General features: G+C 72.7%; 21 protein-coding genes. 8 read left to right on the top strand and 13 right to left on the bottom strand.

Features of this window, described 5'->3' with window-relative positions:
- The first annotated feature begins 190 nt into the window (after positions 1 to 190).
- The 4 genes from VIS07_00575 to VIS07_00560 all read left to right on the top strand — a co-directional run bounded on the left by VIS07_00575 (position 191) and on the right by VIS07_00560 (position 7,152).
- A complete protein-coding gene (locus VIS07_00575) occupies positions 191 to 700 on the top strand; it encodes a hypothetical protein (protein ID HEY8513989.1) in 510 nt (169 codons plus the stop codon).
- A gap of 84 nt (positions 701 to 784) precedes the next feature.
- Positions 785 to 2,242 carry a TolC family protein gene (locus tag VIS07_00570; protein HEY8513988.1) on the top strand — a complete coding sequence of 486 codons (1,458 nt, stop codon included), beginning with the start codon at positions 785 to 787 and terminating at the stop codon, positions 2,240 to 2,242.
- Positions 2,239 to 3,717 carry an efflux RND transporter periplasmic adaptor subunit gene (locus VIS07_00565; GenBank protein ID HEY8513987.1) on the top strand — a complete coding sequence of 493 codons (1,479 nt, stop codon included), beginning with the start codon at positions 2,239 to 2,241 and terminating at the stop codon, positions 3,715 to 3,717. The genes VIS07_00570 and VIS07_00565 overlap by 4 nt, the downstream gene beginning before the upstream one ends.
- 21 nt (positions 3,718 to 3,738) lie before the next feature.
- On the top strand, positions 3,739 to 7,152 hold the full coding sequence (locus tag VIS07_00560) for a CusA/CzcA family heavy metal efflux RND transporter (protein ID HEY8513986.1): 3,414 nt from the start codon (positions 3,739 to 3,741) through the stop codon (positions 7,150 to 7,152).
- Positions 7,153 to 7,200: 48 nt separating this feature from the next.
- Here the strand turns inward: VIS07_00560 and VIS07_00555 are convergent, their stop codons facing one another.
- Entirely contained in the window at positions 7,201 to 7,749 is a 549-nt protein-coding gene (locus VIS07_00555) for a hypothetical protein (GenBank protein HEY8513985.1), read from the bottom strand.
- Positions 7,750 to 7,847: 98 nt separating this feature from the next.
- Positions 7,848 to 9,686, bottom strand: coding sequence for an ATP-dependent DNA helicase RecQ (locus tag VIS07_00550; protein HEY8513984.1), 1,839 nt, complete (start codon positions 9,684 to 9,686; stop codon positions 7,848 to 7,850).
- Positions 9,687 to 9,839: 153 nt separating this feature from the next.
- Between VIS07_00550 and VIS07_00545 the strand changes: the two genes are divergently transcribed.
- A complete protein-coding gene (locus tag VIS07_00545; protein HEY8513983.1) occupies positions 9,840 to 10,646 on the top strand; it encodes a DUF2470 domain-containing protein in 807 nt (268 codons plus the stop codon).
- A gap of 13 nt (positions 10,647 to 10,659) precedes the next feature.
- Positions 10,660 to 12,141 (top strand): multicopper oxidase family protein, encoded by a 1,482-nt coding sequence (locus VIS07_00540; protein ID HEY8513982.1) that lies wholly within the window; start codon positions 10,660 to 10,662, stop codon positions 12,139 to 12,141.
- A gap of 57 nt (positions 12,142 to 12,198) precedes the next feature.
- Here VIS07_00540 and VIS07_00535 read toward each other — a convergent pair whose 3' ends face one another.
- On the bottom strand, positions 12,199 to 13,026 hold the full coding sequence (locus VIS07_00535; GenBank protein ID HEY8513981.1) for a phytanoyl-CoA dioxygenase family protein: 828 nt from the start codon (positions 13,024 to 13,026) through the stop codon (positions 12,199 to 12,201).
- Positions 13,027 to 13,029: 3 nt separating this feature from the next.
- Positions 13,030 to 13,434, bottom strand: a complete 405-nt coding sequence (locus VIS07_00530; protein HEY8513980.1) for a nuclear transport factor 2 family protein — start codon at positions 13,432 to 13,434, stop codon at positions 13,030 to 13,032.
- Between the two features lie 159 nt (positions 13,435 to 13,593).
- Between VIS07_00530 and VIS07_00525 the strand changes: the two genes are divergently transcribed.
- On the top strand, positions 13,594 to 14,193 hold the full coding sequence (locus VIS07_00525) for a CoA pyrophosphatase (GenBank protein ID HEY8513979.1): 600 nt from the start codon (positions 13,594 to 13,596) through the stop codon (positions 14,191 to 14,193).
- 48 nt (positions 14,194 to 14,241) lie between these two features.
- Here the strand turns inward: VIS07_00525 and VIS07_00520 are convergent, their stop codons facing one another.
- Positions 14,242 to 14,775: a CBS domain-containing protein gene (locus VIS07_00520; GenBank protein ID HEY8513978.1), complete on the bottom strand. Its 534-nt coding sequence runs from the start codon at positions 14,773 to 14,775 to the stop codon at positions 14,242 to 14,244.
- Between the two features lie 105 nt (positions 14,776 to 14,880).
- Here VIS07_00520 and VIS07_00515 point away from each other — a divergent pair, with 105 nt between their 5' ends.
- The gene (locus VIS07_00515; GenBank protein HEY8513977.1) at positions 14,881 to 16,257 is read left to right on the top strand and encodes a YihY/virulence factor BrkB family protein; all 1,377 of its coding nucleotides are present in this window, start codon (positions 14,881 to 14,883) and stop codon (positions 16,255 to 16,257) included.
- A 102-nt stretch (positions 16,258 to 16,359) separates the two neighbouring features.
- Here VIS07_00515 and VIS07_00510 read toward each other — a convergent pair whose 3' ends face one another.
- The 8 genes from VIS07_00510 to VIS07_00475 form a co-directional block, all read right to left on the bottom strand.
- The gene (locus VIS07_00510) at positions 16,360 to 17,301 is read right to left on the bottom strand and encodes a LysR family transcriptional regulator (protein ID HEY8513976.1); all 942 of its coding nucleotides are present in this window, start codon (positions 17,299 to 17,301) and stop codon (positions 16,360 to 16,362) included.
- 256 nt (positions 17,302 to 17,557) lie between these two features.
- Positions 17,558 to 18,487, bottom strand: coding sequence for a tetratricopeptide repeat protein (locus VIS07_00505; GenBank protein HEY8513975.1), 930 nt, complete (start codon positions 18,485 to 18,487; stop codon positions 17,558 to 17,560).
- Positions 18,484 to 20,340 (bottom strand): BatD family protein, encoded by a 1,857-nt coding sequence (locus tag VIS07_00500; GenBank protein ID HEY8513974.1) that lies wholly within the window; start codon positions 20,338 to 20,340, stop codon positions 18,484 to 18,486. The genes VIS07_00505 and VIS07_00500 overlap by 4 nt, the downstream gene beginning before the upstream one ends.
- A complete protein-coding gene (locus VIS07_00495; protein ID HEY8513973.1) occupies positions 20,337 to 22,271 on the bottom strand; it encodes a VWA domain-containing protein in 1,935 nt (644 codons plus the stop codon). Before VIS07_00495 ends, VIS07_00500 begins: the two co-directional genes overlap by 4 nt.
- Positions 22,268 to 23,269, bottom strand: a complete 1,002-nt coding sequence (locus VIS07_00490) for a VWA domain-containing protein (GenBank protein HEY8513972.1) — start codon at positions 23,267 to 23,269, stop codon at positions 22,268 to 22,270. The genes VIS07_00495 and VIS07_00490 overlap by 4 nt, the downstream gene beginning before the upstream one ends.
- On the bottom strand, positions 23,266 to 23,817 hold the full coding sequence (locus VIS07_00485) for a hypothetical protein (protein ID HEY8513971.1): 552 nt from the start codon (positions 23,815 to 23,817) through the stop codon (positions 23,266 to 23,268). The genes VIS07_00490 and VIS07_00485 overlap by 4 nt, the downstream gene beginning before the upstream one ends.
- Positions 23,814 to 24,731 (bottom strand): DUF58 domain-containing protein, encoded by a 918-nt coding sequence (locus tag VIS07_00480; GenBank protein ID HEY8513970.1) that lies wholly within the window; start codon positions 24,729 to 24,731, stop codon positions 23,814 to 23,816. The genes VIS07_00485 and VIS07_00480 overlap by 4 nt, the downstream gene beginning before the upstream one ends.
- Positions 24,728 to 25,717, bottom strand: a complete 990-nt coding sequence (locus VIS07_00475; protein ID HEY8513969.1) for a MoxR family ATPase — start codon at positions 25,715 to 25,717, stop codon at positions 24,728 to 24,730. Before VIS07_00475 ends, VIS07_00480 begins: the two co-directional genes overlap by 4 nt.
- Positions 25,718 to 25,753 lie beyond the last annotated feature (36 nt).

Below are 25,753 nucleotides of genomic sequence, written 5' to 3'. Positions count from 1 at the left end.
TCGCCCCGGCATTGCGCGCGGGATCGAGCCGTCGACCGGCGGAGCGAGGGCGTCTGCAACAATCGGCCGGCAGCTTTTGCAACGCGGACGTTTCGTGGGTGCGCCGGTCGGCGTCTTGACGGTGGCGGTCGCTCCGTCCGCGGGGCGTGGTTTGACTCGCCGCAGTGCGACCTGCATCCTCGCACGCGGGATGAGAGGCCGCGTCCTGCCGCTGCTGCTGATCGCGCTCGTCGCCGTCGGGCTGACCAGCGAGTCGTGCCCGCGCTGGCGCTGCGCCGAGCGCGCGGCGGACGTGGCCCTGGCGACGGCGCACGAGCACGCGGCGCACGCGCATCAGGGCTCGCAGCACGCGGACCACGCCGCGCAGCACGCTCGCCACGCTGGGCACGGCGCGCACCACGCGGCGCACGCCGACGCCACGACGGCCGAGGCGCCGCACCTCGCGCGCGCCATGGCGCACGACTGCTGTGCGCACGAGGGCCTGACGAATCCGCCCTGCTGCCCGACCATCCAGATCGGGCCCGAGCAGGCGCCGCCCGCGGCCGGACGCGCCGCCGACGCCGTCCAGCTCGCCGCCGCGCCGCCGCTGCCGCTCGTGCTCGCCGCGCCGAGCGCGACCTCCCATCCGTCGCCGCGCCGCTTCGACCCCGGAGCGCCGCCCCGCACGCTCTTCGCGCAGCAGACCTCGCTCCTCATCTGAGCCGCTTCGCGCTTCGCGAAGCCCGGTTCGGAGTTCACCCGGCCGACGTGCGTCCCGCGCACGCGGCCGTGCTGGAGGAGAGAGATGTCCCGACATACGAGCCTCGTCGCGGCGCTGCTGCTCGCCGGCTGCACGCTGACGACGCAGGAGGCCGCGCGCGAGCGCGCCCGCATGGAGAGCGCCGGCGCCGTCTACGAGCACGACGACGATGCGGCGCGGCGCAGCGCTCCCGAGCTGCCGCCGCGGCCCGACTGGCGCGACGTGCTGCGCCACGCCTTTCTCGCCAACGGCGAGCTCGAGGCCGCGTACTACGCGTGGCGCGCGGCCGTCGAGCGCATCGACGTCGCGGCCGGCTACCCGAACACCAACGTCGAGCTCGGCTTCGAGTACCTGTTCTCGGGCGGCAACCTGACCGGCTGGGATCGCACGTCGCTGTCGGTTGGCTTCGACCCGATGCAGAACCTGTCGTTCCCGACCAAGGTGATGGCGGCGGGGCGGGTCGCGACCGAGGAGGCGCGCGCCGCCGGCGAGCGCTTCGCGGCGGCGAAGTTCGCGCTGCAGCGCCAGGTGCTGACGGCGTGGCTCGACTACGCGCTGCTCGCCGAGCAGATCCGCGTGCAGCGCGAGCTGCGCGATCTGCTGGCGATCGCGGCCGAAGGCGCTGCGGCGCGCGTCGCGGGAGGACGCCCGCAGGACGAGCTGCTCGCCGCCGACGTCGCGCACGGCCACGCGGAGCACGAGCTGCTCGAGCTCGAATCACAGCTCCCCGCGGCGCGCGCGCGGCTCAACGCGCTGATCGGCCGCTCGCCGGACGCGCCGCTGCCGCCGCCGGACCTGCCCGAGCCGCGGCCGCTGCCCGACGACGCGCTCCTGCTCGCCGTCGGGACGCGCGCCAACCCAGAGCTCGCGGCGCTCGGGCGCGACGTCGCGGGACGGGCCGAGGCGCTCGATCTCGCGCGCCAGCAGTACCTGCCGGACATCAATCCGTTCGCCGGCATCACCGGCAGCATGGAGCAGGTGGTCGGCGCCGCGATCACGCTCGCGACGACGATCCCGCAGATCCAGGCCGGCATCCGCGAGGCGCGCGCCAACCTGCGCGCGAGCGAGGCGCTCGCGCGGCAAGGCGAGCTCGATCGCGAGGCGGCGTTCGTCGCGGCGCTGCTCGCGCTGCGCAGCGCCGAGCGCCAGCGCGCCGTCCTCGAGCGCCACGTGATGGCGTCGGCGCAGCAGGCGGCGGCCGCCGCCGAGCGCGCGTACGCGACCGGCAGCGGCGACTTCGCCACCTGGCTCGCGGCGCAGCGCACGCTGCTCGAGCTGCGCTTGACGATCGCCGAGACGCGGGTCGCGCGCGAGCGCCGCGTCGCCGAGCTCGAGCTGCTGGCCGGCGTCGACGCCGAGCGGCTCGCGGCGCTGGCGGAGAGCGAGGAGGGCAGGCTCGCGCTGGTCGGTGGTACGGAGGCGCTGGCGCTCACGTCGGCTGCGGGAGACGACGCCGCCACGCTCGCATCGGCGCACGGCGCGGCCGGGGAGGTGGCGCGATGAGCGCCGCGAGGTGGGCGCGGGGTGCCGTCGCGGCCGCGGCGACGTGTCTGCTCGTCCTCGGGACGCTCGCGGCGCGAACCGCCGCGCGCGCGGGCGAGACGCACGTGCACGACGCGGCGACGTCGCACGCGCACGAGGCGTCGCCGCCGAGCGCGCACGCCGCACAGACGCCGCACGCACACGAGGGCTCGTCGGCGCACGCGCCCGACGCCACGGCGGCGCACGCGCACGACGCGACACCCGCACACGCGCACGACGCGACATCTGCACATGCGCACGACGCGGCATCGCCGCACGCGCATGGCACCTCGTCCGCGGACTCCGCTGCGCCCGCCTCGCCGCCCGCGGCGCGGCGCCTCTACACCTGCGGCATGCACCCGCAGGTGATCCGCGACCAGCCGGGCAGCTGTCCGATCTGCGGCATGGAGCTGACGCCGATCGAGCGCGGCGCGCCCGCCGTGGTCGGCGAGGCGACGGACACGATCACCATCGATCCGGCGATCGTGCAGAACATGGGCGTGCGCACCGCCGAGGTGACGGTGGGACCGCTCGTGCGCACCGTGCGCGCGACCGGCGTCCTCGCCGAGGCGCAGCCGCGCCAGCACGACGTGAGCCTGCGCGTCTCGGGCTGGATCGAGAAGCTCTACGCCGACGTCGAGGGCATGGAGGTCCGCGCCGGCGATCCGCTGTTCGAGCTCTACAGCCCCGAGCTGCACGTCGCGATCGGCGAGCTGATCGCGGCGCGACGCGCGCGCGGGATGCAGGGCGGCGCGTCGCTGGTCGCGACCGCCACCCAGAAGCTCGAGCTGCTGGGCGTGCCGCGCGCCGAGATCGAGCGTCTCGCGCGTCTCGCGGAGCCGCCCCGGACGGTGACCTTCCGCAGCCCGATCTCCGGCCACGTCGTCGAGAAGCCGATCGTCGAGGGCGACGCGGTCGAGGCGGGGACGCGCGCGCTGCGCATCGTCGACCACAGCGAGCTCTGGCTCGACGTGCGCGTCTTCGAGCAGGACGTGCCGGCGCTGCGCCTCGGGCAGCGCGCGCGCGTGACGTTCGTGAGCCGGCCAGGACGGACGATCGAGGGCACGATCGACTTCGTCTACCCGCACGTCGACCCCAAGACGCGCACCACGGTCGCGCGCATGACGCTGCGCAACCCCGGCATGCAGATGCGCCCGGGGATGTATGCGACCGTCGAGATCGAGAGCGAGCTCGCGCCGTGGGCGCTGCTCGCGCCGCGCGAGGCGGTGATCGACACCGGCGACGAGCAGCTCGTGTTCCTCGCGCGCCCGGGCGGCCACTTCGAGCCGCGCCGGGTGACGCTCGGACCGAGCGGCCGCGACGGGCAGGTCCAGGTGCTCGACGGGCTCGCCGCCGGCGACGTCGTCGTCACCAGCGGGCAGTTTTTGCTCGACGCCGAGAGCAACGTGCGCGAGGCGCTGCAGCGCTTCCTCGGCGCGCCGGGCCACGTCCACTGAGCAGCCCGTCGAGGCGTCGCCATGATCGCGCGGATCATCGAGCTCTCCGCGGGCAACCGCATCCTCGTCCTGCTGCTGACCGCAGTCCTGGTCGGCCTCGGCGTCTGGGGCGCGTACGGCATCCGCCTCGACGCGATCCCCGACCTCTCCGACGTGCAGGTCATCATCGTCACCGACTACCCCGGCCAGAACCCCGAGGTGGTCGAGGACCAGGTCACGTACCCGCTCGCGAGCGCCATGCTCGCGGTGCCGGGCGCGACCGTGGTCCGCGGCTACAGCATGTTCGAGCTGTCGTTCGTCTACGTGCTGTTCGAGGACGGGACCGACATCTACTGGGCGCGCAGTCGCGTGCTCGAGTACCTGAACTTCGCGCGCGACCGCCTACCGGAAGGCGTGCAGCCGAAGCTCGGACCGGACGCGACCGGCGTCGGCTGGGTGCTGCAGTACGTGCTCTTCCCCGGCTGGTACTGTCCGGAGCAGCCGAACGGGCTGTGGCACGACGTCGAGCAGGACCGCTGGTACGCGCGCCCCGACGACGCGCCGGAGGAGCGCCGCGAGCGCCTCGCGCACGTGCGCGCGTTCCGCGAGCCCGGGCGCTGCCCGCTCGGCGGCGGCGAGCTCGCGTCGTCGAACCAAGACCTCGCGACGCTGCGCGGCCTGCAGGACTGGTACGTGCGCTATCCGCTCACCGCGGTGCCGGGCGTCGCCGAGGTCGCGTCGATCGGTGGCTTCGTCAAGCAATACCAGGTCGTCCTCGACCCGCAGAAGCTGCTCGCCTTCTCGCTGCCGCTCGCCGACGTCGTCGAGGCGATCCGGCGCTCGAACAACGACGTCGGCGGCTCGGTGATCGAGATGGCCGAGCACGAGTACATGGTGCGCAGCCGCGCCTACTTGAAGGGGCTCGAGGATCTCGGCGAGGTGGTGGTCGGGACGGATCAGGACGGCACGCCGATCCTGCTGCGCGACGTCGCCGTGCTGCAGATCGGCGGCGAGGCGCGGCGCGGCATCGGCGAGCTCGACGGCATCGGCGAGGCGGTCGGCGGCATCGTCGTCTCGCGCTTCGGCGAGAACGCCTTCCAGGTGATCCAGGACGCGAAGGCGAAGCTCGCCGAGCTCGAGAAGGGTCTGCCGCCGGGCGTGATGGTGCTCATCACCTACGACCGCTCGGCGCTGATCGAGCGCGCGGTCGGCACGCTGCGGCGCGCGGTGATCGAGGAGCTGGTCGTCGTCGCGATCATCTGCGTCGTGTTCCTCGCGCACCTGCGCAGCGCGCTGGTCGCGGTGTTCGTGCTGCCCGTCGGGCTGCTGATCTCGATCGTGGTCATGCAGGTGATGGGCATCAACGCCAACATCATGAGCCTCGGCGGGCTCGCGCTCGCGATCGGCGTGATGGTCGACTCTGCGGTCGTGATGATCGAGAACGCGCACAAGCACGTCGAGCGCGAGCGCTTGCGGGTCGCGCGCGGCGAGCCGCCGCGCGGTCAGGTGCGGGTGATCGTGGACGCGGCGGTCGAGGTCGGGCCGACGCTGTTCTTCTCGCTGCTCGTGATCACGGTCGCGTTCCTGCCGATCTTCGCGCTCGGCGAGGCGTCGGGAAGGCTCTTCAAGCCGCTCGCGTACACCAAGACGCTCGCGATCGCGGCCGGCGCCATCCTCGGCATCACGGTGGTGCCGGTGCTGATGGTCTACCTGATCCGCGGCCGCATCCCGGACGAGGAGCGCAACCCGGTCAACCGGCTGTCGATGCGCCTCTACGATCCGCTGTTCCGCCTGGTGCTGCGCCACCCGTGGGCGACGCTGGTCGTGACGCTGCTCCTCGGGCTGTCGGCGATCTATCCCGCGACGCGCCTCGGCTCGGAGTTCATGCCGCCGCTCGAGGAGGGCGACCTGCTGTACATGCCGACCACCGACCCGAGCATCAGCGTCGGCGCGAGCAAGGCGCTCTTGCAGCGCACCGACAAGCTGATCCGCACGTTCCCCGAGGTGGCGACCGTGCACGGCAAGATCGGGCGCGCGGAGACCGCGACCGATCCGGCGCCGCTCTCGATGATCGAGACCGTCGTGCAGCTGCACACCGATCCCGAGCGCTGGCGCACGCGCAAGGTGAGCTACCCGTGGAGCTTCCTGCCGGACTGGCTCAAGTGGCCGCTGACCTCGACCTTCTGGCCGGAGTCGCGGCGCATCACGACCGAGGAGCTGAAATTTGGCTGGACGGATCCCGACGGCACGCGGCACCCCGGGCTCAACGAGGTGGTGAATTTCCCCGGCGTCGCGAACGCCTGGCCGTACCCGATCGAGAACCGCATCAACATGCTCGCGACCGGCATCAAGACGCCGGTCGGGATCAAGATCATGGGTCCGGATCTGGCGGTGCTCGCCGACCTCGCGGCGCACACCGCGTCCGCGGTGCAGACGGTGCCGGGCACGCTGAGCGCGTACCCCGAGCGCACGGTCGGCGGCTACTACCTGGACGTCGACATCGACCGCACCGCCGCCGCGCGCTACGGGCTCACGACCGGCGACGTGCAGGACGTCATCCAGACGGCGATCGGCGGCATGAACATCACCACGACCGTCGAGGGCCTGCAGCGCTACCCGGTGAACGTCCGCTACCTGCGCGACTTCCGCGACGATCCGGACGCGCTGCGCGAGGTGCTGGTCGCGACGAAGGACGGCCTGCAGGTCCCGCTCGGTCAGCTCGCGTCAATCAAAATCACCCCCGGGCCGCCGATGATCCGCAGCGAGAACGCGCAGCGCACCGCGTGGATCTTCGTCGACATCGCCGGTCGCGACCTCGGCGGCTACGTCGCCGAGGCGCGGCGCGTGGTCGACGAGCAGGTGCCGCTGCCGCCGGGCTACACGCGCGTCTGGTCGGGGCAGTTCGAGTACCTCGAGCAGGCGAACCGGCGTCTCGCGGTCGTCATCCCGATCACCATCGTGCTGATCGTGTTCCTGCTCTACGTCGCGAACCGGAGCTGGTTCCGCGTCGCGGTGGTGATGCTCGCCGTGCCGTTCAGCCTGATCGGCGCGCTCTGGTTCCTGTGGGCGCTCGACTACAACATGAGCCTCGCGGTGTGGGTCGGCATCATCGCGCTGCTCGGCGTCGACGCCGAGACGGGGCAGGTGATGCTGCTCTACCTCGACGGCGCCTACGAGCGCTTCGTCGCCGAGGGACGCATGCGCACGCCGCAGGACCTGTTCGAGGCCGTGCACGAGGGGGCGGTGAAGCGCATCCGCCCGAAGACCATGACGGTCGCGACCGACATGATCGGGCTCCTGCCGCTGCTCTGGGCCACGGGGACGGGCGCCGACGTCACGCGGCGGCTGGTCGCGCCGCTCGTCGGGGGCATCGCGGTGAGCTTCGTGATGGAGCTGCTCGTCTACCCGGTGATCTTCTACCTGGTGAAGCGTCGCCGGCTGCCGGCGGCGGCGTGAGCTCGCGAGCGCGCCGCGGGCGGTGCAGCGCAGCGGCGCGCGTCCTTCTCAGCCGAAGGTGCGCTTGAACAGCCCCTCGATCGCGGCGCGGCCGTTGTCGGCGAGGAAGCGCGTGCCGGTGCCGGTGAAGTGCGGGTGCTGGATGACGGGATCCTGGATCGGCTCCCAGCGGTCGCCCGCCCAGCGGAACCAGCCGTCGCGCTCCTGGTCGAAGACGTAGAGCGGCTTGTTGCACAGCTTCGCGAACTCGGCGCCCCAGCCGGTGCCGCCCTTGACGGTGTCGTCGGGCAGGATCTTGCCGACGACGAAGATCTCCTGGCCGTTGTTCACCTGGTGCCAGATGCTCTGCAGCACCTTCTTGAACAGCGGCGTGTCGGGGTAGCGACGGTGCATCAGCTTGCTGACGTAGGCGAGGCTCACGTCGCCGTGCGCGAGCTCGCGCTGCGTGAGGACGCGGATGCCGCGCGTGCGCGCGTCGCTGTGGCCTTCGAACGTGAAGTTGACCTCCTCGATGCCGTACCGCTCGGCGGCGGCGCCGAACTCCGCCTCGGCTCCCTGGGCCGCGCCGCTGAAGAGTGTGCAGTCCTCGCGCTTCACCGTGTTCCCCTCCGCCGGTCTGTGCGTCGATTCTCTCCTAGATACGCTTTGCAGGCGGGCATTACGAGCGCTCCCGTAGCAGGGCGCGCGAGCGCCGCTCAGCCGTGCGCGGCCGGCGCGTCCGCGTCGCGCAGCGCCGCGAGGAACGCCGCCCCGTAGCGCGCGAGCTTGACCGCGCCGACGCCGGGGATCGCCAGCAGATCCTCCTCGCTCCTCGGCCGGCGCACGGCCATGGCGCGCAGCGCGGCGTCGGTGAACACGACGTAGGCCGGCACGCCGCTCGCCTCGGCGATCTCCTTGCGCAGCGCGCGGAGCCGTCCGAAGAGCTGCTGCGCCTCGTCGTCGAGCGCCTCCGTCGCGCCCGGCTTCGCGGCGCCGGCTGCGGCCGCGCTCGCGCGCCGGCCGGCCGTCGCGCTCTCGGCGCGCGCCGCGGCGCGCGCTTCCGCGACGACGTCGACCGCGAGGCAGGCGTCGCACGAGCCCCCGCAGTCCGCGACGTGCTCGCCGAAGTGGCGCACGAGCTCGCGGTGCCGGCAGCGCCCGGTGTCGGCGAGGTCGAACATCTGTCGTGCTTGACGCCGGGCGCGCGCCGCGACCTCCGGCTCGGCCTCGTCCGCGAAGCGGTCGTGGCTCACGACGTCGGCCCACGAGTAGAACAGGATGCAGTCGCTCGGGGCGCCGTCGCGTCCGGCGCGGCCGATCTCCTGGTAGTACGCGTCGATCGAGCCCGGCATGTCGCGGTGGATCACCCAGCGGATGTCCGGCTTGTCGATGCCCATGCCGAAGGCGATGGTCGCGACGATCGCCTCGACGTCGCCGCGGCGGAACGCCTCGTGCGCCGCGGTGCGCTCCTCCGGCTCCATGCCTGCGTGGTAGGCGAGGGCGCGCACGCCGCGCGAGACCAGGAATGCGGCGGTCGCCTCGACCGAGCGCCGCGACAGGCAGTACACGATGCCGCTCGTGCCGCGTCGCGCGTGGATGAGCGCCACGATCGCGTCGCGCAGCTTGCCGCCCGCGACCTTCTTGTGCGCGAAGAGCCGCAGGTTCGGACGGAAGAAGCTGCCGCGCCAGCGCGCCGGCGACTCCATCGCGAGCTGCTGCACGATGTCGTCCATCACCTGTGGCGTCGCGGTCGCGGTGAGCGCCAGCACCGGCGGTCCGCCGAAGCGCTGCTTGAGCCCGGCGAGCTTGCGGTACGCCGGGCGGAAGTCGTGGCCCCACTGGCTGATGCAGTGCGCCTCGTCGACCGCGATCAGGCGGAGGTCGGCGCGGGCGAGCGCGTGCCCAACCGCGCCCTCGATGCCCTCGGGCGCGGCGTAGACCAGCTCGTACTCGCCGCGTGCGAGCGCGGCGCTGCGCCGCGCGCGCTCCTCGGGCGCGAGGCTCGAGTTGAGGTAGGTCGCGCGCACGCCCTTCGCGGTGAGCGCGTCGACCTGGTCCTTCATCAGCGCGATCAGCGGCGAGACGACGAGCGTCGTGCCGCCGAGCACGCGCGCCGGGAGCTGGTAGGTGAGCGACTTGCCGGCGCCCGTCGGCATGACCGCGATGCAGTCGCGCCCGGCGAGCACCGCGGCGACGACCTCCTCCTGTCCGGGACGGAAGCTCGCGTAGCGGAACACCTTCTCGAGCACCTCGCGGGCGCGCGCGAGGACGTCGCCGCTCGGCTGTGGCGTCGGATGGCGCTCGAACGCCGTGTCGGCGGCATCGCTCGGCTGCGGTGCGGAACGACGCTCGAGCCGACGCGCGACCTCGCGCAGCGCGGCGATCGCCTGCGGCGAGAACGACGCCGGCGACGCGCGCCAGGCGTCGCGCAGCTCGGCGAGGCGTCGCGTGCAGCGGAGGTGCAGCGCCGGGTCGGCCTCGGCCCGCGTCGCGAGGTCCTGCAGCTCCGCGACCGCCGCCTCGACCTGCGCCGCGCTGCCGAGCTTCGCCGTCATCCCGCAGGCAGCCTCGACGACCGCGGCGCGCCGCGCAAGGGCACGCGGCGCATGCGTCGCACGCGCCGCTGGTGCAGCGTCACGCGCGCCCCGCACGCCGCGCCTGGTGCGCGCGCGCGGATCCCGGTATCGTGCCGCGGCGAAGGAGAGAGGATGGCGAACGACGCTGGCCAGCACGCCGCGGACGCGGCTTCCCCAGAGGCGCAGATCCCCGAGCCGCCCTTCGCCGAGCGCGCGCGCACGCTCGTGCACGTCGGACGCACCGGCACGCTGTCGACGCACTCGCGACGCGCGACCGGCTATCCGTTCGGCTCGGTCGCGCCGTACGGGGTCGACGCGCGCGGACGCCCGACGTTCCTCATCAGCGCGATGGCGGTGCACACGCAGAACCTGGCCGCCGACGCGCGCGCGAGCCTGCTGGTCACGCAGCCCGGCGCCGGCGACGATCCGCTCGCGCTCGGACGGGTGACGCTGCTCGGCGACGTCGCGCGCGTCGCCGACGACGAGGTCGCGGCGGTGCGCGAGGACTACCTCGCGCGTCACGAGAGCGCGCGCTCGTGGGTCGACTTCGGCGACTTCGCGTTCTATCGGATGGAGGTGCGCGACGTGTACTTCGTCGCGGGCTTCGGCGCGATGGGCTGGATCGACGCCGAGGCGTACGGCGCCGCCGAGCCCGATCCGCTGGCCGACGTCGCACCAGGCATCCTGAACCACATGAACGAGGACCACGCTGATGCGCTGCAGCTCTACGCGCGCGTGTTCGCGGGCGTCGAGGCGTCCGAGGCGACGATGACGAGCGTCGACCGCCTGGGCTTCCACGTCCGCGTGCGCGAAGGGGAGCGGCTGCGCGGAATCCGGATCAACTTCCCGCGCGAGGTGCGGAGCACGGGCGATGCACGCGCGGTTCTGGTCGAGATGGTGCGCGAGGCGCGCCAGCGCGTCGGAAATGCGGGCGCCTGAGCGGCGCGGGCCCGTGACGGGCCGCGCGCACGCGTCGCGCCGGCGCTTCCTCGCGCTCGGCGCCGCCTGCGCCGGTGCCGCGCTCGGGTCCCGCTTCGGCGTCTTCCGACCGCAGCACGCCTGGGCACAGGAGCCGAGCCCGAACCCGACGCTGCGTCCGGGCGAGGAGATGCTGCTCGTCGCGCGCCGCGAGGTGTCGCCCGCCGGCCAGCGGGTGAAGGGCATCGTCGCGAACCAGACGTTCCCCAGCTACGAGCTGCGCGCGCGTCAGGGCGAGCTGCTGCGCGTCACGGTGGAGAACGAGCTCGACCAGCCGACCGCCGTGCACTTCCACGGCGTGCTCGCGCCGAACGCGATGGACGGCGTTCCGGGTCTCACGCAGCCGCCGATCGAGCCGCGACAGAGCTACGTCTACGAGCTGCCGCTCGTCGAGCCGGGGACGTACTTCTACGAGTCGACCTGGAAGCTGCAGCGCCAGCTCGGTCTCGTCGGCGCGCTGGTGGTCGAGGCGCGCGACGAGCCGCACGAGGTGAAGCACGACCTGGTGCTGCTGCTCACGGACTGGACCAACTCCGATCCGGCGCGCATCGTCGGCGAGCTGCGCAACCCGCCGACCCCCGTGCCGGGCGAGGCGCAGGCGCAGCGGCTGATCAACCTCTTGCCGGGCGACGCGCCGTTTCCGATCGACGTGCGCTACAGCGCCTACCTCGTGAACGGGCGCAGCCATCGCGACGCGTGGACGCACCAGGTGTCGCCGGGCGAGCGCGTGCGGCTCCGTCTGATCAACGCCTCGTCGGCGACCTTCTTCCGCTTCATGGTGGAAGGTCATGCTCTGCAGGTGGTCGCCGCCGACGGGCGCGCCGTCGAGCCGGTCGAGGTCGACGACCTCGTGCTCGGCACGGGCGAGCGCTACGACGTGATCCTCACCATGGGCGCCGCGGGCAGCTACTCGCTGCGCGCCGCGGCGCTGGGCGCGCCGGGCGGCGCGATCGGCGTGCTGCACACGCCGGGCGTGCGTCCCGTGGTCAGCACGCGGCCGCCGCGCTGGGGCGAGCGCCACCTGACCTACGCGATGCTGCGCGCGCCGCAGGACACCGCGTTCTCCGGCGCGTCCAAGGCGAAGCGCATCCGCATGCGGATCGGCGGCGACGTCGCGCGCTACCTCTGGAACGTCGACGGCTTCACGTACCCCGGCGAGTTCGTGAGCGGCGAGCCGAAGAGCGAGCCGCTCGCGCTGTCCGCGGGCGAGCGCGTCGAGCTCGAGCTCGTCAACGAGACGACGCTCTGGCAGCCGCTGCACCTGCACGGCTACCGCTTCCGGCTCCTCGCGGGGCAGGGCGCGCGCGCGCCGTGGAAGGACACGGTCGCGGTCGCGCCCGGCAAGTCCGTCAAGATCGAATTCCTCGCCGACCGGCCCGGGCGCTGGCTGCTGACCTCGTGCAACGTCTACCGCGCGCAGTCCGGGCTCGCGCGGCTGCTCACGGTCGAGGGCTGAACGCAGGGGAGGGCGCGGTCGCACGTACGTCGGCCGCGCCCTCGACGTCCTCCGGCGTCAGTAGCCCGCGAGCTTGCGCAGGCGGAAGTAGAACGGCGTCGGGCTGTTCTCGTTCTTGAGCTTCACCGGGCCGTTCATCAGCGGCAGGTACATGACGCGGCGCTGGCTCGCGTCGCCGGTGACGGTCGCCTGCGCGACGCGGTGCCAGAGGCGTCCGTCGTGGATCGTCAGGTCGCCCGCCTCGGCCTCGATCGCGACCTCGTTCGGATCCGGCTCGTGGTCGAGGAAGTGCCACTTGTGGGTCAGCATCGACCACAGGCTCTGCTCGTGCGTGCCGGGCAGCACGCGCACGCCGCCCTTCGTGAGCGGCGAGTCGTCGAGGTAGAAGCCGACGTTCAGGTAGCGGCGCGGCTTCTCGAAGTAGAAGATGTCGCGCAGGCTGTCGGTGTGCCAGCCGAGGCTCTGGTAGACCGAGCCCTCCTCGCGCCGGTAGTGATTGACGACCAGCCCGTCGCGCTCGCGCTCGGCGATGCGGTAGCCTTCGCCCGCGACCTCGAGGATCGCCTGGAAGCGCGGGTCCTTCAGGAACTCGTGCAGGCGCGGGCCGAAGGTCGATGCGAACACCATGCGCTGCACGTAGCGCGTGCCGTCGGCGCGCGTGCCGATGATCAGCGGGATGCCGTTGATCTGCGTCCGACCCTCGGCGATCAGTCGGCGGTCGATCTCCTCGACCTCCTCGCGCAGCTCCTGCACGAGCTTCGGTGGCGCGAAGCGGCGGAAGCGGATGAAGCCGTAGGTGTCGAGGAACTCGATCTGCTCGCGCGTCATGCGCTCGCCGAGCTCGAAGGTGGGGATTTGTTCGGGAACGATGGCGGCGGCGGTCATGGTTCAGGCCTTCGGAACGTCGAGCGTCAGCGTGCGGCGGTGCAGCAGCCAGCGCCCGTCTTGCTTGACGACCTCGTCGTCGTAGAAGCCCGTCGTGCGGGTCGGGTTCGCCTCCGAGCCGGTGACGGCGACGACGTAGGACTCGACGTGCGCGCGCTCGCCGTCGCCGTCGATGACGACATTGGTCACCAGGTGTCGCATGAAGATGCCGAGCGGCTTCATGGTGTCGACGAACGCCTGGAGGCCGGAGCGTCCCTCGTAGAGGCCCATCACCTGGCTCAGATCGAGCCGGCAGTCCTCGGTGAAGAGGTCGGGAAACGCGTCCCAGCGGCCGCGGTCGATGCAGTGACAGTACCGGGAGAGGAGCTCCTGGATCTCGAGGCGGTCGGCGACGCTGAGCTGGCTCATGGCCGCCATGGTTAGCCCTCGCGTGCGCGCTCCTGCAACCACGTGGTGCGGGCGGAGCGCCGCGTGCTACGGCAGAGATGCCGGCACCGAGCGGCCGACGGGCGGAGAGTAGAGACGACGACCACGGCGATCAGCGGACGAGCGATCTTCGACGAAGCGATGCGCGAGCGGCTCGCGCGCAACCTCTCGGGCTTCGAGCGCGTGCCGCATCCGGGCGGCGAGCTGGTGCGCGCCGCGGTCGCGGTGACCGTGGTCGACGACGACGCCGGCAACGCCTGCTTCGTGCTGACCCGTCGCGCGCCGCGGCTCGCGAACCACGGCGGCCAGTGGGCGCTACCGGGCGGGCGGCTCGACCAGGGCGAGACGCCGGTCGAGGCCGCGCTGCGCGAGCTCGCCGAGGAGGTCGGCCTCGAGTGCCCGGAGTCGCAGGTCCTGGGCCTGCTCGACGACTACCCGACGCGCTCGGGCTTCGTGATCACGCCGGTCGTGGTGTGGGCCGGCGCGGCGTGCGAGCTGCGGCCCGATCCGCGCGAGGTCGCCTCCGTGCACCGCGTGCCGCTCGCCGAGCTCGACCGCCCCGACGTGCCGCGGCTACGCCGCATCCCGCAGAGCGACCGTCCGGTGATCTCGATCCCGCTCATCGGCACGCACATCCACGCGCCGACCGCGGCGGTGGTCTTCCAGTTCCGCGAGGTCGCGATGCACGGCCGCGCGACGCGGGTCGCGCACTTCGAGCAGCCGGTCTTCGCCTGGCGCTGAGTCGGGACGCCGCGCCCCCGAGGCGGGGCCCTTCGCGCCGAGCGCGGCTCAGGCGCCCTCGCGCGTCGGCGAGATCTGCTTCGCCGGCGACGACGGCAGCGTCAGCACCTCGCGCGGGAAGAGCTCGACCAGGAAGTCGACCACGCTGCGCATGCCGACGAGCCCGGTCGGATGCCCGTCCTCGTCCACCAGCGGGACGTGACGGAAGCCCCCGACGCTCATCTTGTTGAGCGCATAGGCAATGCTGTCGTCGAGCGTCAAGCACTCGGGATCGCGCGTCATGACGTCGGCAAGGCGCGTCGTGTCGATGTCGCGCGCGCCAGCGACCTTGGTCAGGAGGTCGCGCTCCGTGAAGATGCCGACGAGCTTTCCGCCTTCGGCGACGAGCACGCAGCCGACGGTCGCACGGTTCATCACCCCGAGCGCGTCCCGCACCGTCGCGTCCGGACCGAGGACGATCGGTGGCTGCAGCTCCGGCAGGGTGCGGATCGGCCGACCCAGTATGGACTCTCCCGGCCACGTCCCCTCACGCGTTCGCTCGAGAGCGATCGCCTCCTCCTCCAGGATGATCTCCTCGACCATGACGTCCTCCTGGCGCTTCGGTGGGATCGGGATCGAACGCGCGCCTTCTATCCCCGGGCTCGAGTCGTGACAAGCCGGGACGGGCGTGCACAAATGAGCTCGAGCATGGGCGCGCAGCTCGCACGTACGGCGACCTGGCCACGACGGGCGTGGAGGATCGCCGTCGCCACCTTCGAGCGCTTCTACGCCGACCGCTGCCTCGAGGCCGCGGCGGCGCTGACCTACACCACGCTGCTCTCGGTGGTGCCGCTGTTCGCGCTGATGTTCGCCGTGCTGAAGGGGCTCGGCGCGCAGGGCCGCCTCGAGCCGCTGCTGCTCTCGCGTCTCGCGCTCGACCCGCAGGTCACCGAGCGCATCATGACGTTCATCGACAACATCAACGTCAGCACGATCGGGGCGATCGGCGCGGCATTTTTGATCGTGACGGTGATCTCGGTCCTCGGCAGCGTCGAGGCGAGCTTCAACCTCATCTGGCGCGTGGTGAAGGGTCGCTCCTGGTGGCGGAAGGTCACCGACTACGTCGCGGTCGTGCTGCTGATCCCCTTCCTGCTGCTGCTCGCGGTCGGCATCACGTCCGCGGTGCGCGAGCAGAGCTTCTTGCAGCGTCTGCTGCAGGAAGAGGTGCTGCACGGCGCCGTGCTGCTCGGGCTGCGCCTGGCGCCGATCGCGATGAACGTGGTCGCGATCGCGCTCCTCTACGCGGTGATGCCGAACCGCCGCCCGCACCTGAAGTCGATCGTGATCGCGGCGCTGTTCGCGGGTGTCGCGTGGCAGGTCGTGCAGGTCGCGTACGTGACGCTGCAGATCGGCGTCGCGCGCGCGAGCGCGATCTACGGCGCGCTCGCGCAGCTGCCGGTCACGCTGGTGTGGATCTACGTCAGCTGGACCGTGGTGCTCGCCGGCGCCGAGCTCGCGGCGGTGATCGAGTACGGTCCGGAGCCCGAGGACGAGGCGTCGCGCGACGTGTCGCGCTGGGCGGTCGCGCTGCACGTGCTGGTGCGCGCGGCGGAGCGCTTCCGCGGCGACGGTGGCGCGGTCGAGCTCGGCGAGATCGGCCAGGAGCTCGACGTCTCGAGCGAGACCGTCGCCGAGGTCGTCGCCAAGCTGTGCCAGGCGAAGGCGATCGTCGTCGTCGAGGACGAGGACAAAGAGAGCTTCGTGCTGGCGCGCGATCCGTCCACGCTCGCGCTGTCGCTGCTCGCCGACGAGTTCGGCGAGGGACGCCCGCCGGAGGGCGCCGATCCGCGCGTCTGCGCGCTGCTGCACGGGCTCGAGGAGCAGCGTCGGCGCGAGCTCGCCGCGCACACGCTAGGCGACCTGCTCGACGCGCCGAGCGAGGAGCTCGCGAGCGGCAAGGCGGGGATCGACTGGGCCGCGGGCGAGCGGACAGCGCGCGACGAGGCCGCGAGCGTCGCGAGCGCGACCAGCGCCGCCGGCGCCTCGGCGCCGGCGCGGTCCGAGCGCGTGCGCTCGGCGCGCTGACGCCGCTCACGGCAGCGGCTCAGGGCCGCGGCTCACGTCGGTCGACCCACACCGATCGACTCACACCGGCCAACGCACGCCGGCAATCTCGTTGCGGCCGCCTCACATCGGCGCCGACCTGCGGTCGTCGCGCGGCAGCTCGCTGCTCGCCTCGAGGCGCGTCGGCAGCACCTCCGCGCACAGGCGCACGAAGGCGCGCAGCGCCTGACGCGGGCTCGACTCCTCGAGGAAGCCCACCGCCCACGCGCGCGACAGCCCGCGCGGGCCGATCGGCACGGCCACGACCTCGCCGGCGGCGATCTGCGTCGCGACGGCCCAGCGCGGCACGACCGAGACGCCCATCCCGCGCGCGACCAGCGCGCACAGCGCGCCCAGCTGATCGACCTCGATCGCGATGCGCGGGAACACGCCGGCCTCGAGCAGCACGCGCTCGACGAGCTGGAACGTGCTGCTGCGCCGCCCGCAGATCACCAGCGGCTCGCTCGTGAGGTCGGCTGGCTCGATGCGCGTGCGGTTCGCGAGCGCGTGCGAGGGCGGCGTGATCAGCACGAGCTCGTCGCGTCCGAGCTCCGTGAGACGCAGCTTCGGGTGCGCGACCGGCATCGGCAGCAAGCCGACGTCGATCTCGCCGTCGACCAGGCGCTCGAGGGTGAGGTCGCCATGGCTGCTGCGGACGTGCAGCTCGAGGCGCGGGAACGACGCGCGTAGCGCGCGCAGCACGTCGGGGAGCAGCAGCTCGCAGGCGCTCGCACCTGCGCCGATGCGCAGCAGGCCGCCGGGCGACGCGTCGAGCTCCGACAGCAGCCGGCGCGCGTTGTCGATCCGCGCCAGGATCTGCCGCGCGTGCTCGACGAGCAGCTCGCCCGCCGGAGTCGGCTTCGCGCCCGTCCCCGAGCGGCGCAGCAGCTTCACGCCGAGCTTGCGCTCGAGCGCGCCGATCTGCTGGCTGATCGCCGACTGGCTCAAGCCCAGCTTCAGCCCGGCGCGGGTGAAGCTCGACAGCTCGACGATCGTCACCAGCGTGCGAAGGTGCTTGGTCTCCATGCCGTGCGCTCTCCTGGGTTGTGCTCACGCCTGCGGCAGGCGGCTGCCCGCTTCGCGTGCAGCTCGGCGACGCCACGGCGGCGAAGTGCAACGTCTGCCGCGCTCGTGCGTCGCTCGCGTGTCACGTCGCGTGTGGTTGAGCACGAGCGATGCCACCGCGCGCCACACGCCCATGGAGCACCTGCGCGGGCTTGAGTGCGACGCGTCGCGCGCGTGCCACGCGCGGCACGCAGCGCCGGCGATCAGTGGCTGACGATCAGAGCCCGACGATCGACGCGATGCGCGCGACCGCGCCGTCCGCCATCCAGCCGGTCTTGCCGTCGCGCGTGCGGACCAGGGCGAAGCCGTCGTGCATGCGCTCGATGCGCACGACGTCGCCCGGGACGAGCTCCGCGGCGGCGGTCGCGGACTCGTACGGTGCGACGCGCAGCACCGGATCGGTCGCGAGCACGACCGCGCGGTCGCGGTCGCGGAGCCGCGTCGCGCACGCCGCGCTGGCGACGACGACCAGCGCCGCGGCGCACGCAACGATCCCCCGCAGCGCGCGCCGCGCGGCGACACCCGTCGTGCCGCGCAGCAGGCGCAGCGCGATCAGCGCGCCGCAGAGCAGCCACAGCCCACCGCTCGCGAGCCAGGCCCAGCCGTCGATCGTCGCGAGACCGACGAGCCGGCCCCACGCGCCGCCGTCGTCGTTCGGCAGCTCGGCCGCGTTGCGCGCCTGGCGCAGGTTGGCGCGCACGTCCTGATCGCGCGGCGCGAGCAGCAGCGCGCGCTCGTAGGCGAGGATCGCGTCCGCGATGCGGCCGGCGCGGAAGCTCGCGTTGCCGAGGTTGAACAGCACCGACGGCGACGCGCCGTCCTCGCGCAGCACCTGCTCGAAGCCCTCGCGCGCCTCGGCGTAGCGGCCGGCCGCGAACGCCGCGTTCGCTGCCTCGAAGCGCTGCGCGGCGGTGGTCGTTGGAGGCAGCGCCGACGGCTCCTCGGCGGGCGAGCCCGCGGTCGGCGATGCATCGGAAAGCGCGGCCGCGGGCTGCGACGCGTCGGCGAGGGCGAGCGTCGGCTGCGAAGCGTCCGCGACGGCGGGGCGCGGCGCGTCGGCCCGAGCGAACGCGAGACGCGGGGCCTCGGCGAGCGCCAGCGCGACCGTCGCCGTCAAGCACAGCTGGACGACCTGGACGACTCTCATCGCTTGCGCCCCTTGGCGCGGTCGAGCGCGCGCAGCAGCGCGACGGTGCGCTCGCGCCACGCGGCGAGCTTCTCGGGCGGCAGGTGCTCGCCGGAGTAGGCGACGGCGTCGGCCTGGCCGACCAGCGCGCGCAGCTCGGCGAGCTGCTCTGAGCCCGGCTCGACGAGCGCCTCCATCTCGGCGAGCGTCAGGCTCTCCGCGGCGCGCTCGGGCGAGGCGCTGAGCCGCGCCTGCACCGCGCGCCGGGCGGCGGCGAAGAACGCCTGCGTGTCGCCCGCGCTCGCGGCGCGCTGCATCGCCTCGACCTCCTCGTCGACGCGCCGGCGCGCGGCGAGGCGTCGGTGGTAGGTCGGGTCGGCCCACAGCCGGTCGCGGCGCCGCGCCCACAGCGTCGCTGCAGCGAGCGCGAGAAGCGGCACGGCCTGCAGCGCGAGGAACCACGTCTGCGAGGTGACGGGCCGCGCATCGCGCGTCAGCGCCCCGGGCGCGATGTGGTTCGGCGCGAGCTCCCACTCGGGCGTCGCGATCGTCGCGCCGCCCTTCGCTGCGCCGGCCACGCCGCGCGCGACGGTGCGTGGCGACGCGATCACCGCGAGCGCGATCGGCTCGGTCGCGAGCTCGACGTAGCGCCGCTTCTCGGGGTCGAAGTAGCTGAACGAGCGCGACGGCACCGCGGTGAGCGCGTCGCTCTGCGGGACGATCGCCTGCTCGAAGATCTTGCGTCCGGCGAAGCCGAGCTCGTCCGTGGGCTCGAACTTGGTCGTCGCCGCGTAGGTCTTCCACTCCGCGTCCGTCGTCATGGGCGGGACCTCGACGCGGTCGAAGTTGCCCTGGCCGGAGACGGTCACGGTGAGCGTCACCGGATCGCCGGCCGTGACCTGCTTCGGCGAAGCGCTCGCCGCCACCGAGAAGCGTCCGATCGCGCCCGAGAAGTCCGCGGGACGCGCTTCCTCGGGCAGCGGCAGCACGCGGACGTTGCGTGCCGGGCTCGAGAGCGGGATCTTCTTCGGCCCGCGGCCGCCGAAGAAGGCGTCGAAGAACGGATCGTCCATCACCCCGCCGAAGCGGCGGCGCGCGGCGGGCAGGTACGCCGACAGCTCGAGCTTCGCCTCGAGGACGTGCTCGCCGGTGGTCACGGGCGAGATCGCGAGCGGGAAGGTCGCGACGATGTAGCGCGCGCCGTCGATGATCTCCGTGTTCTGCGCCGGTTGCCCGTCGCGCGGCCGGCTGATGGTGAAGGCGTTGCTGCTCAGCATCGGCGCCGTGACCTCGGTGACGCGCACGTCCTCGCGGACGTAGAGCCGCAGCTCGACGGGCACGAGCTCGCCGACGTAGAGATCGCGCCGCGGCACGTCGAGGTGGAGCGACACGGGCTTCGCGCGTCCCTGGCCGTCCTCGTCCGGGCGCGAGAGCTGCGCCGAGCCGCTGCCGGACGCGACCACCTCGAGGACGAGCGGCGTCGTCGAGAGACGCTCGCCGTCGATCGTCAGCGACAGCGACGGGATGGTGAAGCGTCCGGTGCGCAACGGCTCGATGAGCACGTTGTGCGTCACCTCGGCGCTGACCTCGCCGTTGACGATCTGCACGCTGGTCGTCTGTCCCAGGCTCTGCAGCCGCAGGCCGTCGATCTGCGGCAGGCGCGGCGCGGGCGCGCTCTGCACGCCGCTCACCGTGATGAGGAGCCGCGCGCTCTGACCGAGCTCGATCTGGCGGGGCTGGAGCCGCGCCGTCATCGCGGCGCGCGCGTGCGCCGTCTGCGCGCACGCGGCGCCGAGCGCGAGCGCGGCGAAGAGGAAGAGCAGCGCGCGCGACCAGACGCGCGCGACGACGCGCGGGCGTTGACGCAAGCTCACCAGTCGCGCACCTCCTCGTCGCTCCGCGGGCGCCGGGGCTGCTGCGCGGCCTGCAGCGCCGGCAGGGACGTCGCGTCGTCCTGCAGCGAGTCGAGCAGATCGCGCGCCTCCTTGGGGCTCATCCGGCCCGGGGGCGTCTGCGCGTCGGCGCGCTGCTGCGACTCCTGCGGCGGCTGCTCGTCGGGGCTGCCGCCCGCGGGCTTCGCGTCCGCCTGACGCTGCTCGTCGCGCCCCTCTTGCTCCTTGCGCTCGGGCTGCTGCTCCTGCTCGCCGTCCTCCGGATTCTGCTGCGCGGTCTGCTGCTGGTCCCGTTGCTGCTCGTCCTCCTGCGGCGCGCCGCCGGCCTGCTGCTGCGCGTCCTGCTGGTCGCGCTCCTCGTCCTGCTGCGCTTGCTGCTGGTCCTGGCTCGGCTGCTCGTCCTGATTTTGGTCTTGCTTCCGTTGCTCTTGCTGCTGGCCCTGCTGCTGCTGTTGCTGCTGCTGCAGCTTCTCGAGCTCGCGCTGCACGAACTCGCGGTTGAAGCGCGCGTCCTCGTCGTTCGGGTCGAGCCGCAGCGCCTGGTCGTAGGCGTCGATCGCTTGCTGCCACGCTTGCATGGTCGCCTGGGGATCCTGCTCGAGCACCTTCTGGCCGATGCGGAACTGGGCGTTGCCGAGGTTGTAGAAGCTGCGCTCCTGCAGCGCGGGATCCTCGCTGCGCAGCGCGTCGGCGAACGCAGCCGCGGCGTCGCCGTACGCGCCGGCCTTGTACGCCGCGGCGCCGAGGTTGAAGGTGAGCTTCGGATCGCCGTCCTTCGCGGCCTCGCGGTAGGCGGCGAGCGCCTTCTCGTACTCGCCGGCGGCGTAGTACTGCTCGGCCTCGCGCGGCGACGCGGCCTGCGCGGTGCTGGCGCCGAGCACCAGCAGCACCGCAGCCGACGAGCGCACGAGACGTCCGCGGCGCTCGCCGATCAGCGGCTCGATCGCGAGGCAGAGGAGGGCCAGCGCGAGCGGCCACTGGAAGCGGTCGAGCGGCACGCGGCGCATGCGCGAGGCGAGCTCCTCCTTCGGCAGCGGCGCGAGCGCGCGCTCGTACACCGCCTCGACGCCCTCGCCGCGCTGCCCGAGCGGCTCGTAGAACGCGCCCGTCGCCTCCGCGACCTTGCGCAGCGTCTCCTCGTCGAGGCGCGACTTGACGTACTGTCCGTCCGGGTCCTTGAGGAACTCGGTGCGGCCGTCCTTGCTGGTGACCGGGATGAGCTCGCCCGCCGGGCTGCCGACGCCGACGGTGTAGATCTTGATGCCGTCCGCGGCGGCGGCGCGCGCGGCGTCGATGGCGTCGCCCGCGAGGTCCTCGCCGTCGCTGAACAGGACCAGCAGCTTGACGTTGCGCGCCTGCGTGCGCAGCGCGTCTTGCGCGACCTGGATCGCGCTCGCGAGGTTGCTGCCGGGCGCCGGGATGATGCCCGGCTGCAGCGCGGCGAGCGCTTCCAGGAAGGCGCCGTGGTCGAGCGTCATCGGGCACTGCAGGAACGCCGTGCCCGCGAACGCGATCAGCCCGACGCGGTCGCCGCCGAGCTTCTCGACGAGGTCGATGATCGCGAGCTTCGCGCGCTCGAGCCGGTTCGGCACGACGTCCTGCGCGAGCATGCTGCGCGAGACGTCGAGCGCGATCAGCACGTCGATGCCGCGGCGCTGCGTCTCCTGCCAGGTGAAGCCGTACTGCGGGCCCGCGAAGGCGAGGCCGAGCAGCACGACCGCCGCGAGCAGCAGCGCGCGCTTGACGCGGCGGCGGCGCGGCGACACCTCGGCCGTGAGGTCCGGCAGCAGGTGGGCCGACGCGAAGCGCTCGAGGTCGGCGCGTCGGCGGCGGTCGGCGCGGCGCCAGAACAGAATCGTCAGCGCCGCGACGGCGAGCGCGGCGAGCAGCCAGAGCGGGCTCGCGAGCGTCACGGCAGCCTCCGCAGCTTGGTCTCCGCGAGGACGATCTCGAGGAGCAGGAGCAGGGCGCAGGCGGCGAGCGGCCAGCGGTAGAGCTCGCGGTACTCCTCGTAGCGCTTGACGGTCGCGGTCGTTTTCTCGAGCTCGTCGATCTGCGCGTAGATCCTCTCGAGCGTCGCGGTGTCGGTCGCGCGGAAGAACGCGGCGTCCGTGGTCTCCGCGACCTTGCGCAGCGTCTCCTCGTCCACCTCGACCGGCGCCATCACGACCCGCTCGTTACCGAAACGGTCCGTGACCGGCATCGGCGCCTCGCCCTGCGTGCCCGCGGCGATGGTGTACACCTTGACCCCGAGCGCGCGCGCGGCGTCGGCGGCGGTGAGCGGCGACACCTTGCCCGAGTTGTTGACGCCGTCGGTCAGCAGGATCACGACCTTCGACTTGGCCTTCTGCTCGCGCAGCCGGTTGACGCTCGCCGCGATCGCCGAGCCGACCGCGGTGCCGTCCTCGATGAGCCCGATCTGCACGCGCTCGAGGTTCTGCAAGAGCCAGTCGTGGTCGAGCGTCAGCGGGCTCACGAGGTACGGACGACCGGCGAAGGCGACCAGGCCGAGGCGGTCGTCGGGTCGTCCCTCGATGAAGCGTCGCACGACCGACTTGACGACCTGCAGGCGGTCGGCGGTCTCGCCGTCGAGCTCGAAGTCGAGCGCGCGCATCGAGCCCGAGACGTCGATCGCGAGCACGATGTCGATGCCGCTGGTCTCGACCTCCGCGATGCCGAGGCCCTGCTGCGGCCGCGCCAGCGCGACGATCGCGAGCCCGAGCGCGAGGAGCCGCAGGAAGAGCTGCGCGCGTCCGGCGCTCGGCAGGATGCGGCGTGCGACGCTGTGCAGGAGGTCCGCCGACGGGTAGAGCAGGGCGGCGCCGCGTCCGACGCGGCCGCGCGCCATCGCCAGCAGCGGCAGCGCGAGCAGCAGCCAGAGCAGCATCGGGTTCGCGAAGCGGAAGGTCATGCCGCCGCCTCCACCCCGGGCCGCGTGTCGTGCACGAAGCGGGTCGCGCTCGCGAGCATCGCTTCCATCTCTTCGCGCGCGAGCGGCGCGCGCGCGAACTTCACGAGGTCGCTGCGGCGCAGGAAGTCGTCGAGCAGGCGCGCGTGCGAGGCGAGACCGGGTGCGGGCGCGCGCACCAGGTCGGCGAGAAATTCTTCGGTGGTGCGCCGCGCGGCGAGCACGGCGAAGCGGTCCTCGATGTAGAGCCGCACGGCCTCGCTCACCGCGAAGCAGAACTCGCGCGCGTGCGCCGGATCGAGCAGGGCGCGCGCGGCCTCGAGGCGCTCGAGTGCCACCACGTCGGCGGGACGCGGCGGCGCGGGACGCTTGCGCCGCTGCCACCAGCGCCGCGCGAGCATCGCGAGGGCGAGCGCGAGCAGCAGGCCCACGAGGACCAGCGCCGGCAGCAGCCAGGCGATCGGGATCGGCAGCGGGCCGCGGATGTCGCGGATGTCGGACGGCGTCGGCGTCGGCGCCGCGACGCTCGCTGTCGGCTGAGCTGTCGTCATCCGAGGCGCGCGGCCCGCCGCTGGAAGAAGCGCAGCAAGGCCGAGAGGTAGGGCACGGCGGTGCTGAGCTCGAGCGTGTCGATGCCGGCGCCGCGGAGCGCTTGCAGGACGGCGCCGCGCTGCGTCCGGGCGGCGTCCGCGAAGCGCTGCCGGAGCCGCGCGTCGCCCGTGTCGACCTCGACCTGCTCGCCGGTCTCCGCGTCCTCGAGGACCACGCGGCCGACGTCGGGCAGCTCCGCCTCGCGCGGATCCGAGACCACCACGCCGACCAGGTCGTGGCGGCGCGCGGTGATCTCGAGCGTCCGGCGCAGCGCGTCCGGCACGCCGGAGCGCATGCCGGGCAGCAGGAAGTCCGAGAGCAGGAAGACGACCGCGCGCCGCTTCAGCACGCGGTTCGCGTACTCGAGCGCGCCGATCATGTTGGTGCCGCGTCCGCGCGCGGCGAAGAACAGGATCTCGCGCACGACGCGGAGCACGTGGCTGCGACCCTTGCGCGGCGGCACGTACTGCTCGACGTCGTCGGTGAACAGCACGAGGCCGACCTTGTCGTTGTTGCGGATGGCGGCGAATGCGAGGACGCTCGCGACCTCGGCCGCGAGCTCGCGCTTGCTCTGCCGCACCGAGCCGAAGTGTCCCGACGCGCTCAGGTCGACGAGCAGCACGATCGTCAGCTCGCGCTCCTCGCGGAACTTCTTGATGAACGGACGGCCAGTGCGCGCGGTGACGTTCCAGTCGATCGCGCGCACCTCGTCGCCGGGCACGTACTCGCGGACCTCCTCGAAGTCCATGCCGCGCCCCTTGAATACCGAGTGGTACTGTCCGGCGAAGGTCTCGCGCGCGAGACGCCCGGTGCGGATCTCGATGTGGCGGACCTTGTCGAGGATCTCGCGGGTCTGCTCGGCGGTGAGGCTCACGGCACCGGGATCGTGTCGAAGATGCGCGCGACGATGTCCTCGCTGCGCAGGCCCTCGGCCTCGGCCTCGTAGCTGACGATGACGCGATGGCGCAGCACGTCCATGCCGATCGTCTTGACGTCCTGCGGCGTCACGTAGCCGCGCCCGGCGAGGAAGGCCGTCGCCTTCGCGGCGAGCGTCAAGTAGATCGTCGCGCGCGGCGACGCGCCGTAGCGGATGAACGGCTTCAGATCGAGCTTGTACTGCTCCGGCTCGCGCGTCGCCCAGACGATGTCGACGATGTAGTCCTTGACCTTGTCGTCGACGTAGATGCTGTCGGCGACGCGGCGCGCCTCGAGCAGGTGCTCGGGCTCGAGCACGGGCTTCACCGGCGGCAGCGGCGCGGCGGTCGCCATCAGGTCGAGGATCTGCCGCTCCTCCTCCTTGCTCGGGTAGCCGACCACGACCTTGAGCATGAAGCGGTCGACCTGCGCCTCGGGCAGCGGGTAGGTGCCCTCCTGCTCGATCGGGTTCTGCGTCGCCATGACGAGGAACGGCTCGGGCAGCGGGAAGGTCTCCTCGCCGATCGTCACCTGGCGCTCCTGCATCGCCTCGAGGAGCGCGCTCTGCACCTTCGCCGGCGCGCGGTTGATCTCGTCGGCGAGCACCAGGTTGGTGAAGATCGGGCCGTGCTTGGTGACGAAGCGTCCGTCCTGCGGGTTGTAGATCAGCGTGCCGACGATGTCCGCCGGCAGCATGTCGGGCGTGAACTGGAGGCGCTGGAAGCGCGCCCGGGTCGCCGCGGCGAGGGTCTTGAGCGACAGCGTCTTGGCGAGCCCCGGGACGCCCTCGAGCAGCACGTGACCGTTGCCGATCAGCGCGACCAGCAGGCGATCGATCAGCGTCTTCTGCCCGACGATCGTGCGCGCGATCTCGCGCTGGAGCGGCTCGACCCACGCGCTCGCGCGCTGCACGGCCTCATTGATCGCCTGGATGCTGGTCTGCATGAACCTGAAAGCGTTGCCGACGGGCCGCGAAGTTGT

Source organism: Candidatus Binatia bacterium (assembly GCA_036563615.1).
Taxonomy (GTDB): domain Bacteria; phylum Desulfobacterota; class Binatia; order UBA12015; family UBA12015; genus DATCMB01.
This window is presented reverse-complemented; position numbering and strand designations above follow the sequence as displayed.

Bases quoted from the DNA above. Each gene is read 5' to 3' on its own strand.
- VIS07_00505 (HEY8513975.1), bottom strand. From the start codon at position 18,487: ATGAGAGTCGTCCAGGTCGTCCAGCTGTGCTTGACGGCGACGGTCGCG.
- VIS07_00550 (HEY8513984.1), bottom strand. From the start codon at position 9,686: ATGACGGCGAAGCTCGGCAGCGCGGCGCAGGTCGAGGCGGCGGTCGCG.
- VIS07_00565 (HEY8513987.1), top strand. From the start codon at position 2,239: ATGAGCGCCGCGAGGTGGGCGCGGGGTGCCGTCGCGGCCGCGGCGACG.
- VIS07_00490 (HEY8513972.1), bottom strand. From the start codon at position 23,269: ATGACCTTCCGCTTCGCGAACCCGATGCTGCTCTGGCTGCTGCTCGCG.
- VIS07_00525 (HEY8513979.1), top strand. From the start codon at position 13,594: ATGCGCGAGCGGCTCGCGCGCAACCTCTCGGGCTTCGAGCGCGTGCCG.
- VIS07_00535 (HEY8513981.1), bottom strand. From the start codon at position 13,026: ATGACCGCCGCCGCCATCGTTCCCGAACAAATCCCCACCTTCGAGCTC.
- VIS07_00475 (HEY8513969.1), bottom strand. From the start codon at position 25,717: ATGCAGACCAGCATCCAGGCGATCAATGAGGCCGTGCAGCGCGCGAGC.
- VIS07_00545 (HEY8513983.1), top strand. From the start codon at position 9,840: ATGGCGAACGACGCTGGCCAGCACGCCGCGGACGCGGCTTCCCCAGAG.
- VIS07_00510 (HEY8513976.1), bottom strand. From the start codon at position 17,301: ATGGAGACCAAGCACCTTCGCACGCTGGTGACGATCGTCGAGCTGTCG.
- VIS07_00560 (HEY8513986.1), top strand. From the start codon at position 3,739: ATGATCGCGCGGATCATCGAGCTCTCCGCGGGCAACCGCATCCTCGTC.
- VIS07_00575 (HEY8513989.1), top strand. From the start codon at position 191: ATGAGAGGCCGCGTCCTGCCGCTGCTGCTGATCGCGCTCGTCGCCGTC.
- VIS07_00570 (HEY8513988.1), top strand. From the start codon at position 785: ATGTCCCGACATACGAGCCTCGTCGCGGCGCTGCTGCTCGCCGGCTGC.
- VIS07_00530 (HEY8513980.1), bottom strand. From the start codon at position 13,434: ATGAGCCAGCTCAGCGTCGCCGACCGCCTCGAGATCCAGGAGCTCCTC.
- VIS07_00485 (HEY8513971.1), bottom strand. From the start codon at position 23,817: ATGACGACAGCTCAGCCGACAGCGAGCGTCGCGGCGCCGACGCCGACG.
- VIS07_00520 (HEY8513978.1), bottom strand. From the start codon at position 14,775: ATGGTCGAGGAGATCATCCTGGAGGAGGAGGCGATCGCTCTCGAGCGA.
- VIS07_00515 (HEY8513977.1), top strand. From the start codon at position 14,881: ATGGGCGCGCAGCTCGCACGTACGGCGACCTGGCCACGACGGGCGTGG.